The organism is Arthrobacter sp. 05T45 (assembly GCF_056395875.1).
Genome location: NZ_JBFTKI010000009.1, coordinates 71,929 through 85,126, shown reverse-complemented (window position 1 = coordinate 85,126; position 13,198 = coordinate 71,929). Strand labels below are relative to the sequence as shown.

General features: G+C 66.8%; 10 protein-coding genes. 5 read left to right on the top strand and 5 right to left on the bottom strand.

The window, feature by feature from the left end; translation table 11 throughout:
• Positions 1-7 precede the first annotated feature (7 nt).
• Genes AC1DGD_RS11355 through AC1DGD_RS11345 form a run of 3 tightly spaced genes read right to left on the bottom strand, consistent with a single transcriptional unit; the run spans position 8 to position 6,814 of the window.
• Positions 8-3,148 carry an efflux RND transporter permease subunit gene (locus tag AC1DGD_RS11355; protein ID WP_476856845.1) on the bottom strand — a complete coding sequence of 1,047 codons (3,141 nt, stop codon included), beginning with the start codon at positions 3,146-3,148 and terminating at the stop codon, positions 8-10.
• 1 nt (position 3,149) lies between these two features.
• Complete coding sequence (locus AC1DGD_RS11350; protein ID WP_476850040.1) at positions 3,150-3,617, bottom strand: hypothetical protein; 468 nt, start codon at positions 3,615-3,617, stop codon at positions 3,150-3,152.
• Positions 3,614-6,814 (bottom strand): efflux RND transporter permease subunit, encoded by a 3,201-nt coding sequence (locus AC1DGD_RS11345; protein WP_476856844.1) that lies wholly within the window; start codon positions 6,812-6,814, stop codon positions 3,614-3,616. Before AC1DGD_RS11345 ends, AC1DGD_RS11350 begins: the two co-directional genes overlap by 4 nt.
• Positions 6,815-7,110: 296 nt before the next feature.
• Here AC1DGD_RS11345 and AC1DGD_RS11340 point away from each other — a divergent pair, with 296 nt between their 5' ends.
• On the top strand, positions 7,111-7,305 hold the full coding sequence (locus AC1DGD_RS11340; RefSeq protein WP_476850038.1) for a DUF1918 domain-containing protein: 195 nt from the start codon (positions 7,111-7,113) through the stop codon (positions 7,303-7,305).
• A gap of 15 nt (positions 7,306-7,320) precedes the next feature.
• Here AC1DGD_RS11340 and AC1DGD_RS11335 read toward each other — a convergent pair whose 3' ends face one another.
• The gene (locus AC1DGD_RS11335) at positions 7,321-8,775 is read right to left on the bottom strand and encodes a DUF5129 domain-containing protein (RefSeq protein ID WP_476856843.1); all 1,455 of its coding nucleotides are present in this window, start codon (positions 8,773-8,775) and stop codon (positions 7,321-7,323) included.
• Positions 8,776-8,878: 103 nt separating this feature from the next.
• On the opposite strand from AC1DGD_RS11335, the gene AC1DGD_RS11330 reads away from it, so the two are divergent.
• The 4 genes from AC1DGD_RS11330 to AC1DGD_RS11315 are packed head-to-tail and all read left to right on the top strand — an operon-like array spanning position 8,879 to position 11,948.
• Positions 8,879-9,445: an LpqB family beta-propeller domain-containing protein gene (locus AC1DGD_RS11330; protein WP_476856842.1), complete on the top strand. Its 567-nt coding sequence runs from the start codon at positions 8,879-8,881 to the stop codon at positions 9,443-9,445.
• Positions 9,442-11,175 (top strand): DUF5671 domain-containing protein, encoded by a 1,734-nt coding sequence (locus AC1DGD_RS11325; protein WP_476856841.1) that lies wholly within the window; start codon positions 9,442-9,444, stop codon positions 11,173-11,175. Before AC1DGD_RS11330 ends, AC1DGD_RS11325 begins: the two co-directional genes overlap by 4 nt.
• Positions 11,176-11,232: 57 nt before the next feature.
• The gene (locus AC1DGD_RS11320) at positions 11,233-11,430 is read left to right on the top strand and encodes a YegP family protein (RefSeq protein WP_223916785.1); all 198 of its coding nucleotides are present in this window, start codon (positions 11,233-11,235) and stop codon (positions 11,428-11,430) included.
• A 50-nt stretch (positions 11,431-11,480) separates the two neighbouring features.
• Complete coding sequence (locus tag AC1DGD_RS11315; RefSeq protein ID WP_476850034.1) at positions 11,481-11,948, top strand: SRPBCC family protein; 468 nt, start codon at positions 11,481-11,483, stop codon at positions 11,946-11,948.
• A 69-nt stretch (positions 11,949-12,017) separates the two neighbouring features.
• Here AC1DGD_RS11315 and AC1DGD_RS11310 read toward each other — a convergent pair whose 3' ends face one another.
• Positions 12,018-13,058, bottom strand: a complete 1,041-nt coding sequence (locus tag AC1DGD_RS11310; protein WP_476856840.1) for an isopenicillin N synthase family dioxygenase — start codon at positions 13,056-13,058, stop codon at positions 12,018-12,020.
• Positions 13,059-13,198 lie beyond the last annotated feature (140 nt).

The window sequence follows — 13,198 nt, the reverse complement described above, 5'->3', positions numbered from 1 at the left end:
GCCGCTGTTAGACGGACACCGGTCCGGCGGCAGCGCGTTCCTTCTCTTTGGTCTTCCTGGACTTGGCGAACCGGAGATAGAGCGAGGGCACGATGAACAGATTGAGCAAGGTGGAGGTGACCAGGCCGCCCAGGATAACCACGGCCATGGGGTGTTCAATTTCATGGCCCGGGATGTTGCCCATGACAACCAGGGGTACCAGGGCCAGCCCGGTGGCCAGGGTAGTCATGAGGATGGGCGAGAGCCGCTCCGCCGCCCCGCGCATCACCAGGTCGCGGCCGAAGGTTTGGCCTTCATAGGTTTCCAGATGCTGGCAGTGGTTGATCAGCAGGATGCCGTTGCGCGCGGCGATCCCCATCACCGTGAGGAAGCCAACGAGGGACCCGAGGGACAGGACGCCGCCGGTCATGTAGGCGGCTATGACCCCGCCCACCAGGGCTACCGGCAGCGTCAGCAGCGACAGGATGGCCAGCCGCCAGCTGCGGAAGGACGCCTGCAGCAGCAGGAGGATCAGGACAAGGGCCGCCGCGGAGTAGATCATCAGGCGGTTCGTTGCCGCCTCGCGCTCGGTGTATTCGCCGAGAAGCTGCACGCTGTATCCTGCTGGCAGATCCAAGTTCTCCAGCCGCGACTTCAGCTCGCCGGCTACGGTTCCCAAGTCCGCTCCCTGGGCCAGGAAGGATCCCACCTCGACGCGGCGGGATCCGTTGGTGCGATCAATCTGGTTCGGCGTCGCCTGCAGGCTCACGTCCGCGACGTCGGCGAGGCGAACCCGCGCTCCGCTGGGCGTATCGATGGGCAGATCCTCGATGGCGGTGACGGACGAGCGGGTGGCCGGGGTGCTCCAGACCTGGACGTCGTAGGCCCGGCCGTCCCGGAAGACGTCGCCGACTTCCTCGCCTGCCACGAGTGTCGCGGCCGCACGCCGGACATCTCCCGGTTTGAGGCCGTACTTCTGCGCCGCGGCCAGGTCAACCGTCACGGCGATCTGGGGGACTTCCACCTCGAGGGAGACGTGCGGGTTCTGGGTGCCCTGAATCGAGTCCATGATGGTCTTGACCCGTTGGGCCTGTTCCCGTAGCACGTTGAGGTCGTCTCCGTAGACCCGGACCAGGATGGGCTCGCTGGCGCCGGTGATGACCTCTTCAATCCGCTCCTTCAGATAGGTCTGGACGTCACGGTGCAGCCCCGGGTAACCTTTGACCACTTCCTCCACGGCGGCCACCGTCTCGTCGTAGTCGGCGTGGCGGTCGATGCTGATCCAGTGTTCGCCGGCATTGACACCGACGATTTCGTCCGCGGCGAATGCCTGCCCGATGTGCGTGCCGCAGTTCAGGACGCCGGGGACCTTGAGGAATTCCTCACAGCCGCGCTGGGAGATCCTGAACTCTTCCGCGGCAGAGGTTCCCGGTTCCGAGATCCAGTGCATCAGGAAGTCCCGTTCCTTGAACGTGGGGAACAGGGACGAGCCCATCAGGGGAGCGAGGAGCAAGCCCACGACGGCAAGCACGCCAAAGCCTGCGTAGCCGAACCGGGGCCGGTTCATGGCCTTGGACAGGGCGGCGTGGTAGCCGCGTTTGAGCACACGGACCAGCGGCGCATCGCGTTCTTGCAGTTTGGCATTGCCCAGCAGAATCAGGGCAAGGGCCGGCGTCACTGTCAGCGCCACGAACATGGAGGCCAGGACAGCCAAGGTGTAGGAGACGGCCAACGGCCGGAAGAAGACGCCGGTCAGCCCGTCCAGGAAAAAGATCGGTACGGCGGCGACCACAATGATCAGGGTCGCGTAGACGATGGGGCTCCGCATCTCCAGGGAGGCTTTCAAAACCACCGATGCCGCAGATTCGTCACTGCCCTGGGCTCGTCGCTGCCGAAGCCGGCGCATGATGTTCTCGACGTCGATGATCGCATCATCGACCACGACGCCCACGGCTATGACCAGCCCCGCGAGGACCATCGTGTTGATCGCACTGGAGGTGAAATAGAGCACCAGTGCGGCGGTGAGCAGGGACAACGGAATTGCGACGATGCTGATCAGGGCCGTGCGCCACTGGAAGAGGAACGCCACGAGGATCATGACCACCAGCAGGCAGCCCAGCAGCAGCGCGATGCTGAGGTTGGAGATCGCCTCCTCAACGAAGCTGGCCGGGCGGAAGATCGTGGTGTCGAAGTTGATACCGCTCAGGCCCGGCTGCAGCTCGTGGAGGGCCTCCTCCACGCCTTTGGTCACGTCGAGTGTGTTGCCCCAGGGCAGCTTCTCGACGATCAGCATGAGCCCGTGCCCGTTGTTGATCACGGCGTCACCAATGAGCGGCTGATGGTCCTCGACAACCTGGGCAACGTCGCCCAGGTGCAGCGCCACGCCGTCCTTTTCCCGAATGGTCACCTGGGCCAGATCGGCGGGGGTCTGGATCGGCTGGACGTGCCGGACCCCCATCCTCTGGGTGGGACTGTCAATGAAGCCGCCGGTGCCGATGAAGCGTCCGGGCGAGTATTTCAGCAGCCCGGCGTCGAGGGCGCCGGCGGTGACTTCCATGACCTGGTTGAGGGAGACGTTCTGGGCCTTGAGCTTGTCAGGTTCCACCTGGACCTGCAGCATCTGGAGCCGCTCGCCCCAGATGGCCACGTTGGCCACCCCGGGGACCCGCAGCAGCCGGGCCCGGATGGTCCAGTAGGACAGCATGGACATTTCGATGAGCGAATGTTCCGACGATGTCATCCCGATCTTCATCACGCGGCTGGTCGCGGACAGCGGCTGCAGCATCACCGGCGGGGCCGCCCACGTGGGCAGCGCCGCAGTCACCGAAGCCATCCGTTCCGATACGAGCTGACGGGCGTTGAGCAGGTCAGTGCCCTGATGGAAGAGCAGCACGATCGAGGACAGCTGGGGCACGGACTTGGACCGTATCTCGTCCAGACCCGGCATGCCGCTGACCGCGGCCTCGATCGGCACACTGACGAGCTCTTCGACTTCCTGGGCGGTCAACCCGAGGCATGCGGTCTGGATTTCGACGCGCGGCGGGGCGAACTCCGGGAAGACATCCACGGAAGCGGCACCCAACTGCAGGGAACCGAGCAGCATCACGGCGCACGCGAGGGCGACAACAACCGTCTTGAAACGGAGGCTGATCCCGATGAGCCAGCGCATGTCACTCGGCCGTATCGAATTCGGTGCCGAGAAGTTCCTCGGCCCCTGTCGTGACAACCACGGTCCCTGCCGGCGGCCCGTCCGTCAGGACGGCGACGTCGCCATTGATGCGCTGGACGGTGATGGACTGGCGGACGTAGACCTGGGGCTCGGGGTTGGTGTAGACCCATGCGTTGCCCGAGCTGTCGTAGAGTATGGCCCCGTAGGGGACGGTGAGCTTCCCGGTCTTGGGATCTACGGCAACCACAGCTGTCGCGATCCCGACCCGTTCAATGGCGTGCTCGGTGAGGGTGAGCCGGTGAAGGTCCGTGCCGGGGACTTCAGCGATAGCCGCCGGTTCGCCTTCGGACGGTGCGGCCTCCGGCGCCTGGGCGCAACCTGTGGCGGAGAGAGCGGTGAACGCCGTCACGAACAGCGCAAGGATGAAAACCGCGACCTTGTGGCCCCTCGGCGAAAGTGTGGAGTTCACGACGCATCCTGGCTTTCCGTTGGTGCTGCGGTGCCCTGACCGGTCCGCGCGCTGGGTGCTTGCTTCGGCTCGAACCGAAGCAGCACAGCGGGCACAACAAACAGGGTGAAGAAAGTTGTTGTCAGCAGGCCGCCCCAGATGATCACGGCAAGCGGCAGGATAATTTCCGTTCCGACGACGCCGCCCAGAAGGACCAGGGGCAAAAGCGCCAGGGCCGTGATCACGGTCGACAGCAGGATGGGTCCCAGTCTCTCCCTGCTTCCGCGGACCACCAGCGCAGGCCAGGGCGCCGAAGCATCTGTTGCCCGTAAATCCCGGACCTGGCCCGTCAGCAGGAGTGTGCCGCGCACGGCGATCCCCAGCACAGCGGCGAAGGCGACCAGGGCCACCAGCGAGTTGACCCCGCCCGTAGCCTGGGCGGCCAGCACACCGCCGGACATTGCCAGGATCAGGCCCAGGAAGAGCGGGCCGGCGAGCCGCCAGCTCCCCGTCGCCGTCTGCAGCAGAACCAGGATGCCGGCCGCGGCAACCGCCGCGAGCAGCCAGAGCCACTGGTAATTGTTCTGCTGCTGGGCGTATTGGGTGAGGATCTCGGCGTGATAGGAAATCGGGAACTGCATCTGCTGCAGGGCCGTGTTGATGTCTCCTTCGATGTCGCCCAGCGGACGGCCCTGGATGTCGGCCTTCACATCGATGCGCCGCGAGGTGTCGTCGTGCAGGATCACGGACTCGTTCCCGACCATGGTCACCTGCGCGACGTCGCCGAGGCGGGCGTGCCCGCCGTTGGGGGTGTCAATGATCAGGTTGCGGACGCTGTCCAGGCTGCTGCGGGTGGCCGCATTCCCCTTCACGATGACAGAGAAGACCTTCTGCTGTTCGTACAGGTTGCCGACTTCGATGCCTTGCAGCAGGGCGGCAGCCGCGCGCCGTACATCACCGGGGACGACGCCGGCTTTTTGGGCCGCGGCGAGGTCCACTCTGACCTCGGCGATCGGCTGTTCGGGGGGCAGGTCGACGTGGGGATTAACGACGCCGGCTGTGTGCTCCAGGATTGTTTGGACCTCCGCCGCCTTCTGCCGCAGGACTGTCGGGTCCAGGCCAAAGACCCGGACGGCAAAGCCGCTATCGGCTTCTTCGCGGATCCGGTCGATGCGTTGTTGCGGGTAGGTGGAAATTTTGCTGGTCAGGCCCGCGTAGCCTGCGATCACGCGGTCGACGGCGGCGGCCGTGTCCGGGTAGGACGCGTCCGGGGCCACGGTCACCCACAGCTCGCCGGAGCTGACGTCACCGACCTGATCCGAAGTGATCGCGCGCCCGACGTGTCCTCCGACATTGGCCACGCCCGGGACGGTGCGCAGTTCTACGGCAGCAGCCTCGGTGATCCGGCTCATTTCCTGGTCCGAGGTGCCTGCTATCGCGCTCCAGTGCACCACCAGCGTCTTGTCCGCCAGCACCGGCACCACAGGACGGGTCCCGGCCAGCTGGGGTGCGAGCGCCAGTCCGGCCACCGCCAGCACCGCCGCGGCTGCGAATACCCACCGCGTCTTTTGCGTCAGCCGCGTCACGGTCCGGCCGTAGGCGCCTTGCAGCCGCGCCAGGGAACGCCGTTGCGGCGCCTTGGAACCGACCGGAAGGACGAACGCCAGTGCCGCCGTGACCGTGAGCGCCACGATCATCGAGACAACCAGGGCCAGCAGATAGCTCTGGACCAAGGGTCCGAACAGGGCGCCGTTCTCACCGGAAATAAAGAGCGCGGGCATGACGGCCAGCGCCATAATCAGCAGCGAGTAGAGCATTGGCGTGCGGGCTGCCCGCAGGGCGCCCGGGATCACGGAGTCGCGTCGGCGCTGGTCCTGTGACAGGTCCTGGCCGGCCTCCGTCCCGCCGTCGGCAGTTTCGTGGCCGGACCTGGCCGCGGCGCTGCGTGCCCGCGCGATGCCGTTCAGGTCTTCCGCGACGTCGCCTACGATGACGGCCAGGGCAAGCACCATGCCGGCCAGGACCATGGTGTTCATCCCGGTGCCACGCAGATCGAGCACCAGCGCTGCCGCGGTCAGCGAGACGGGAATCGTGATCAGGGTGATCAGGGCCGTACGCCAGGAACGGAAGAAAGCGCCAAACAGGGCAACGATCAGCAGCAGCGCGATCAGCGCAGCGACGCCGAGCGTCCCGACCTCTTCGTCGATAAAGGAGGCCTGTCGGTAGACGCTGGTATCGATCACGACTCCGGGCAAGCCGGGCTGGAGCTCCCGGAGGACCTCGTCAACGCCCCGGGTCACGTCCATCGTGTTGGTCTCCGGGAACTTTTCGATGACCAGCAGCAACTCGGCTTCATTGCTGAGCAGGGCGTCGCCGATCAGAGGCTGGTGGTCGGTTGCCACCGTTGCCACGTCTTTGAGCAGGAGATTGCCGGCCGGACCTTGGACAGGAACCTGGCCCAGGTCTTCCGGCGTGGTGATAGGCAGGACATGCTGGACGCCGATCCGCTGGTGGCCCGTCTCGAAGAAACCGCCGGTGCCCGGTGTGGATGCTTCCAGGTAGCTAAGTGGCGAAACCCAGACGGAGTTGCCGGTCGTCTTGATGATTTCGTCCAGCGTGACGCCCTTGGCTTCGAGCTGTGCCGGGTCCACCAGGACTTGAAGCTGCTGGTCGCGCTGGCCCCAGATCGCCACGTTCGCGACGCCGGGAACGGCAAGGAGTCCGGGCTTCATGGTCCAGCGGGCCAGGACGGACATGTCGATGGCGGACATGTTTTTGGACGTTAGCCGGACCATCATGACCCGGCTGGTCGAGGACAGCGGCTGCATGAGCACTGGAGCCGCCGAAACATTCGGCAGTGCACGCGCCTGGGTCAGCCGTTCCGAGACGAGCTGGCGTGCCCGCAAAATGTCGGTCCCCGGCTTGAAAACCATCTGGATCGACGAAAGGCCGGGCACGGATTTGGACCGGATGGCTTCAACCCAGGCCACCCCGTTCAGCAGGTCGGCCTCCATGGGCGAGGTGACGAGTTGCTCAACCTCGGCGGCCGAGAGTCCCAGGGCTTCAGTCTGGATCTCTACCTGCGGCGGGGCGAATTCCGGAAAGGCGTCCACGGACATGCCCGGCAGATTGGTGAGCCCGAGGGCCAGGATTCCTGCCGCGGCGGCCAGGACCAAGAGCCGGAACTGCAGCGTCCAGCGCACGATTGCATTCATCATGGCCGGTACCCCGCTGGCTCCACCGTGGTGCACGGGCTGGCGGGATTACGTCCGCGTCGGCGTCGCCGGTGTCCCGGGCCGTCGGGGTGGGCGGAGGGAGGGGGCGGGTCGTGGCGCGGTCCTGCCGCGAAACCGATCACCGGGAAAAGGGTGCTGACTGCTTTTCCTGCTTGGCCAACTGCACATTTACCATTCACGGCGCGGCTCCTCAACCTCAGGCCATAGCGCCCCCCAGCCGATAAGAGCCATAATGATCTTCGGGCACACAGGCGTCAATAGGGATACAGGTGACCGCCATGAAGGCAACCGCAGGGGACCGCATCATCATCCGGGGGACGACGGTCGAGTCCACGGACCGGCACGGTCTGATCCTTGAAGTGAAGGGTGCTGACGGTGCGCCGCCGTACCTGGTCCGGTTCGACGACGGCCACGAAACGATCATGTTTCCCGGCGGGGATTTCGCCGTCGAAAAGGCCGCGGGCGGGCCCTAAGGCCGTAGACGCGCCCTAGAAACTCGACGAACTCCCGGACCCGGAAAAGCTTCCGCCGCTGGACCCGTACCCGGTGGTGGCGCCGCCGCCGCGCGCGCTGCTGACGCTGCTGACGCCGCTGCTGAAGCCGGTGTTGAAGCTCGGGACCGAGAAGAAGTAGTAGGACGGGTACACCGTTCCGAGGATGCTTGGCTCGTACGTGCGGCCGTATTTTGCCTTCGTTCCCGCCTGCGCGCTGTCCATTTCCTCGCGCATGAGCCCGGCTTCCTTCTCATTGCGGGCAAAGGCCTGGATCAGGGTGTCGGCGTGATTTTTCAACAGCTCCGAGAGGTGGGTCCGGGCGTCACGCAACCTGTCCAGCGCCGATTCCGGTGTGATGGAGCCGTCCGCCAGTTCCGTCGACCAGCGCTCCATGTCGCGCCGGCTTTCATCGCGGAAGGACAGCAGTGCCAGCGCCGTCCCTGAGGTTCCCTCGGCCCGGCGCTGGCTGAGCAGGTCTTCCACGCCGTCCAGATCGTTGCGGAACGGCGCGAGCTGGCGGTCCCAGGCGGCAGGCCAGGACGAGCCCCGGTTGAGCAGGGCATTGGTATCGGCGATCACGTCGTCCAGGGCGTCGAGTTCGGCCGCGGCGTCGGCGTAACTCCGGACCAGTTTGAGGTTGGGCCGGCGGCTCAGGTCCCTGCTGCTGAGGGCGTGTACCTGGGTGGAAAGTTCGGTGGCCGTACCGTAGCGGTTCAGGAACGTGCGGTGCTTTTCCAGCACCGTGCTCCCGTACCGGGAGGACTCGGGAATGGTGCTGGCGTTGAGCTCGGTCACCTGCAGGTCCATGCTGACATTGGCGTAGCTGGCGTCGCCCCGGGCCAGTTCCTTCCGGCTGGACACCCGGGTCCGCCACCGCACGATCAGCCAGGCCGCGGCTCCGCAGACCGCGGCGGCCACCGCCGCCCAGGCTGTGACGAGGAAGGCTGTGGAACGGTACCACGGCTGATTGATGAGTTCGGCGCCGCGGCGGATCCCGGCAATGGTGCCCTCGGTCCACTGCGCATCGCGAAGCAGCTCTTTGGCGGCGTTCTGGATGTCCTCGCGCTGTTCGGGCGAGACCTTCCGGTCCTCACCCATGTACGTCCCCACATGCCGGCCCACCGGATCCAGGGCGAAGATGAACAGTCCGTCTGCCCACTTCTGCCCGTCGGCACTGATCCATTCGGGATGTTCGGTGCGGGCGAACCGCAGGACTTCTTCGTTCAGATTGTCGGCGGCAGTGCCGTTATAGGTGTAGACCGCAACTTTGGTGGGCTCATAAAAGTCGGTGGCCTGAACCGCCGGCAACAGCGTCCGCTGGTCCAACACCCCGGCGCGGTCTTCAATGACGACGGCGGTCGGCGTCGTGGCGAGCGCGGCCGGGGCCCCGCCGAGAAGGCCGGCCATCAGCACAACAGCAGCGGCGAGGGCTTTGCGCATGATTCCCATTTTCCGAGCGTAGTGGCTGGCTTTGGCTGCGTCGACGCGGACGCCGCGGAAAGGGGACGAAAGACATCGTGACCGTGCGCTGGACGGCGTCCATACTTGCGCCATGAGGCCGCCGCCTGAAGGACTGCCGGAGGAACCCCGCCCGGAGGAGCCCGGCCCGGAGGATCCCCGCCCGGAGGATCCCGGCCCGGAAAAGCCGGGGGAGGCGGGGGAGCCGCGCCGCACCAGGGCTGACCGGACCCTGCTGGCCATCATGGCCGCGATCGCGGTGATCGTCATCATCGCGCTGGCAGTGGTCTTCACCCGCGGGGAGCCCGCGCCCCTGGCCGAGTCAACGCCCGCCGGCGTCGCACAGCGCTACGCCGCCGCCGTCATTGCCGGGGATGAGACGGCCGCCTCCACCTACCTGACGCCGGCCGCCCGGAGCAAGTGCACAACCGGGTCACGCCCCTCGGCCCGGAACCTGCGAGTCACGCTGGTGTCCACCACCGAGCGGCCGGAATCCGCGGACGTGAGGGTGCTCATCACCGTGTCCGAGCCGGGCGGTCCCTTCGGCAGCGCCGAATACCAGGTGGAGGACGCGTTCGACCTCGTTCGGGCGGGCAACGGCTGGCTGATCGACACCGTGCCCTGGCCCCTGGCAGTGTGCACCGGCGAGGCGAAGCAATGAGCGCCCAAGGGACAGTGCGCCGGCTCATCACCTACGCGTTGCTGTTCGCACTGGTGGTGACCACCGCCGTCGGGCTCAGCGGACTGCTGGGCCGCCTGCTGGTGGCGGGGACAGAACTGGCCCCGGACGACGTCGCCGGGCTCGCGCGCTCGCTGGCGTTCGCCCTGATTGGCGGCCCGCTCGCGGCCCTCTTGTGGTGGGCGGTTTGGCGGCGGCTCGAGGACCCGGAGGAGCGGTCCGCCATCGGCTGGGGTCTCTACCTGGCAGGCGCCTACCTGCTCGCCCTGCTCATCGCGGCCACCAACGTGCTGAACACTCTGTCCTCGCTGATCGGCGGGCAGGGCCTTCAGTGGCGGCTGTCCCTGGCCACAGGTCTGGTGTGGGCTGCGGTCTGGGCCTGGCACCGGTGGATGTGGCGTGACCCCCGGAAGAATCCGACAGTCCTCTCCGGTGTCCCTACGGTGCTCGGCTCGGTGCTGGGGCTCGTGCTGGGCGTGGGCGGCGCCGTCGCAGCCTTATCCACCTTGCTGGATGCCGCCCTGCGGGGAGCCGCGACGGAGGTGTCGGTGGGCAAACCGTGGTGGGTGTCGGCGCTGCAATCCCTGGTCTGGGCCGTCGGCGGAACCATTATCTGGTGGTGGCATTGGAATCACGACGGCGGCCGGAGGCTGCGGACCGGGCTGGCCGACGTCGCGCTCATCACGGTCGGGGTGCTTGGCGCCGGCGTTCTGACCTTGGGCGGAGCCGGGGTGGCGCTCTTCGTGGTGCTTCGCCTGCTGTTTGACCGTTCCGAACCGCAGGAGCTCCTGCTGGAGCCCCTCGCGCCGGCTGTGTCCGCGGCCGCCATCGGCTGCCTCGTCTGGGTCTACCACCGCAATGTCGCGCGCGGGCGCTCAGAGGCCACGCTTCAGGGCGGCAGGCTGGTGACCTCCGGCGTCGCCCTGGTCGCGGCAGCGTCCGGGATAGGCGTGATCGTCAACTCGGTCCTCGCCATGACTGCGACGCCGCTGGCCGGCTCCGGGGCGCGGACGCTGCTGCTTGCGGGAATCAGCTCGCTCCTGGTTGGCGGCCCGGTCTGGTGGCTTGCGTGGCGGCGCGTGGAGCAGGCGGCGGCGGCCGGCGCCGGCCTGAACGCGCGCCGGATCTACCTGGTGGCCGTGTTCGGCCTGAGCGCCGTGGTGGCGGTGGTCACGCTGCTGGTGATCGGGTTCCGGATGTTCGAGTTCGTCCTGGGCGAGGTCAGCGGGGGAAGCCTCGTGGACCGGATCCGCGCACCCCTGGGGCTCCTGGTCGCCACGGGACTCGTGTTCGGGTACCACTTTGCCGTGTGGCGGCAGGACCGTGCCGTGCTCGCCGCGGCCGGTCCGGTCCGTCCGCGAACCATCGGCCACGTGTTCCTCGTGGCGGGATCCGACCCCGCACCGCTGCGGCGCGTCATCGGTGAGGTCACCGGGGCCGGCGTCACGGTGTGGAAACGGGCCGACGGCGGTGCCGGCGCTGCCGGTGCTGCCGGTGCTGGCGTTGCCGGTGGGGACGTCGCGGGCGATGCCGGGGCCCAGGAGAAGCGGTTGGCGGCCGCACTGGAGGTGTGGCGGCGCCCCGGGTTCTGGTCGTTGCCGATCAGCACGGGGGAATTGACGTCATCCCGCTGCAGGGCTGACCGGCCTGTCCTGAGCCTGGTCGGGCCGGGCAACCGAAGGACTCTGGTCAGCCGGTTGCGGCGGGGCTAATCTGATCCGTGCCGGCTCCCCGGCCGGCCACAACAACGGAGAAATCAGGGATGCAGCATGGCTGGCAAGTATGAGGTCTACAAAGACAAGTCCGGCGGATTCCGGTTCCGGCTTAAGGCCTCCAACGGCGAGGTGATCGCCTCCTCGGAGAGCTACAAGACCAAGGCGAGTGCCATGGGCGGGGTCGAGTCCGTCAAGAAGAACGCGGCCTCGCCGGTGGTCGATCTGACGGAGGCAGCCGCTGAGAAGGGGTGAACCCGCAGGGCACGCGCCCGGTTGGGCCGGTCACCGCCTAGGATTGCCGCATGTCTACTTATGAAGTTACCCGCAGCGCAGTCATTCCAGCCCCGGCGCAGGAGATCTTTCCGCTGGTCAACAGCTTCCACGAATGGACCAAATGGTCCCCTTGGGAGGCCGTTGATCCGGCCATGGAACGGAGCTACTCCGGCAGCGAATCCGGCGTCGGTGCCAAGTACACCTGGAGCGGAAACCGCAAGGCCGGCTCCGGCACCATGGAAATCGTGGACACGGCCGAGCCGCGCGACATCAAGATCCGTCTGGAATTCACCAAGCCCTTCAAAGCGGTCAACCCCACCTCCTTCACGTTCACGCCCTCCGGTGACGGCACACAGGTCACCTGGACGATGACCGGGGAGAACAAAGGCATCGGCAAAGTGTTCGCCCTGTTCATGAACATGGACAAAATGGTCGGCGCCGACTTCGAAAAGGGCCTGGCCTCGCTGGCCGGCGCCGTGAAACAGCGACAGGCCTGAGTCGGGACGCCGCCGGGCCGCCCCGGCGGCCCGTCATTCCCGGCACGTTGGCCGGTGAACTGCTGCCGTTCAGGTCTGCCCGGCGCTCCGGACCAGTTCCGGGTGATGAATCCGGGCGACCTCGGGGTGGGCCCGCAGCCAGCCTTTGAGCACGTTTGCGCCGTAGGACGCGAGCATCGGATTGTCCGGATCATCGGTGACCCCCCGGGACCGGGCCGCGAGTGCGGGCGGCAGGGGCACTGGCTCAATGACGGCATCGAGCCGGGGCGAGAAGAAGAAGGGGACCGTGTAGCGGTCGACGCCGGCCGGGGGCGCCTCGACGCGGTGGATGGTGGCGGCCAGGTAACCCTGAGTCGCGACTTCGAGCATTTCGCCCAGGTTGATGACCAGGGCCCCCGGAACGGGTTCGACCGGAATCCAGCTGTCCGTGCCCGGCGGGAGTACCTGCAGGCCGCCGACCTGGTCCTGGAGCAACAAGGTGACAAAGCCGTAGTCCGCGTGCGCGCCGACACCCTGCGGACCGGCATCAGCGACGACGCCGCCGACGTAGTGGACCAACTTGGCCATCCAGGCCGGTGAGTCCCGGAAGGGTTCATCGAAGTATCCTTCGGGCAGTTCCAGCGACACGGCGATGGCGCTGAGCAATTCGGCCCCGACGCCGGACATCCGTTCCGCCCAGGCCATGCACACGGTGCGCAGCTCGGGCAGCGCCCGGTCCGGCAGCAGGTTCGGCCCTTGGACCAGCCAGTACGGCTGATCCGGCGGGTAGTCCTCCACGGCGGGACGCTCCGGTCCAAAATCCAGCTGCTCCCGCGCGTCCGGCCGCCCCTGGGTGATTTCGTGGCCCAGCCGCGTGTAACCGCGGAAATGCGGCGAGAGCCGGTTGTCCAGTTCCAGCCGTGATGCAAGCGGAAGCTCGAAGAAGCGCCGCGTGACGTCGAAGAGCTCTTCCACCTCGGCGGCAGAGGCCCCGTAACCGGTCAGCTGGAAGAAGCCCACCCGGTGCGTGGCGTCGCGCAGTGCATCAATAAACGCCGGGTCAAACCTGCCGTCGCGCCCCCTGGCGGTACTCAGGTCCAGGAGCGGAATGGAATCCGATGGTGCGCCCATGAGTGCAAAGTACCACCACAGCATTCGCTACTGAACTCATTCCCAGCAACTGTGCAGGGTCCTCGCGGGTTTTCTTGACCGCGGTGTGAAAGAGTGCAGACACTGAAGCCGCCAAATCCACGCTGACAGGTCAATCAGAA

Coding starts and splice junctions, on each gene's coding strand:
- AC1DGD_RS11315 (WP_476850034.1), top strand. CDS start 11,481: ATGTCTACTTATGAAGTTACCCGCAGCGCAGTCATTCCAGCCCCGGCG.
- AC1DGD_RS11335 (WP_476856843.1), bottom strand. CDS start 8,775: ATGGGAATCATGCGCAAAGCCCTCGCCGCTGCTGTTGTGCTGATGGCC.
- AC1DGD_RS11345 (WP_476856844.1), bottom strand. CDS start 6,814: ATGATGAATGCAATCGTGCGCTGGACGCTGCAGTTCCGGCTCTTGGTC.
- AC1DGD_RS11340 (WP_476850038.1), top strand. CDS start 7,111: ATGAAGGCAACCGCAGGGGACCGCATCATCATCCGGGGGACGACGGTC.
- AC1DGD_RS11320 (WP_223916785.1), top strand. CDS start 11,233: ATGGCTGGCAAGTATGAGGTCTACAAAGACAAGTCCGGCGGATTCCGG.
- AC1DGD_RS11330 (WP_476856842.1), top strand. CDS start 8,879: ATGAGGCCGCCGCCTGAAGGACTGCCGGAGGAACCCCGCCCGGAGGAG.
- AC1DGD_RS11310 (WP_476856840.1), bottom strand. CDS start 13,058: ATGGGCGCACCATCGGATTCCATTCCGCTCCTGGACCTGAGTACCGCC.
- AC1DGD_RS11325 (WP_476856841.1), top strand. CDS start 9,442: ATGAGCGCCCAAGGGACAGTGCGCCGGCTCATCACCTACGCGTTGCTG.
- AC1DGD_RS11355 (WP_476856845.1), bottom strand. CDS start 3,148: ATGCGCTGGCTCATCGGGATCAGCCTCCGTTTCAAGACGGTTGTTGTC.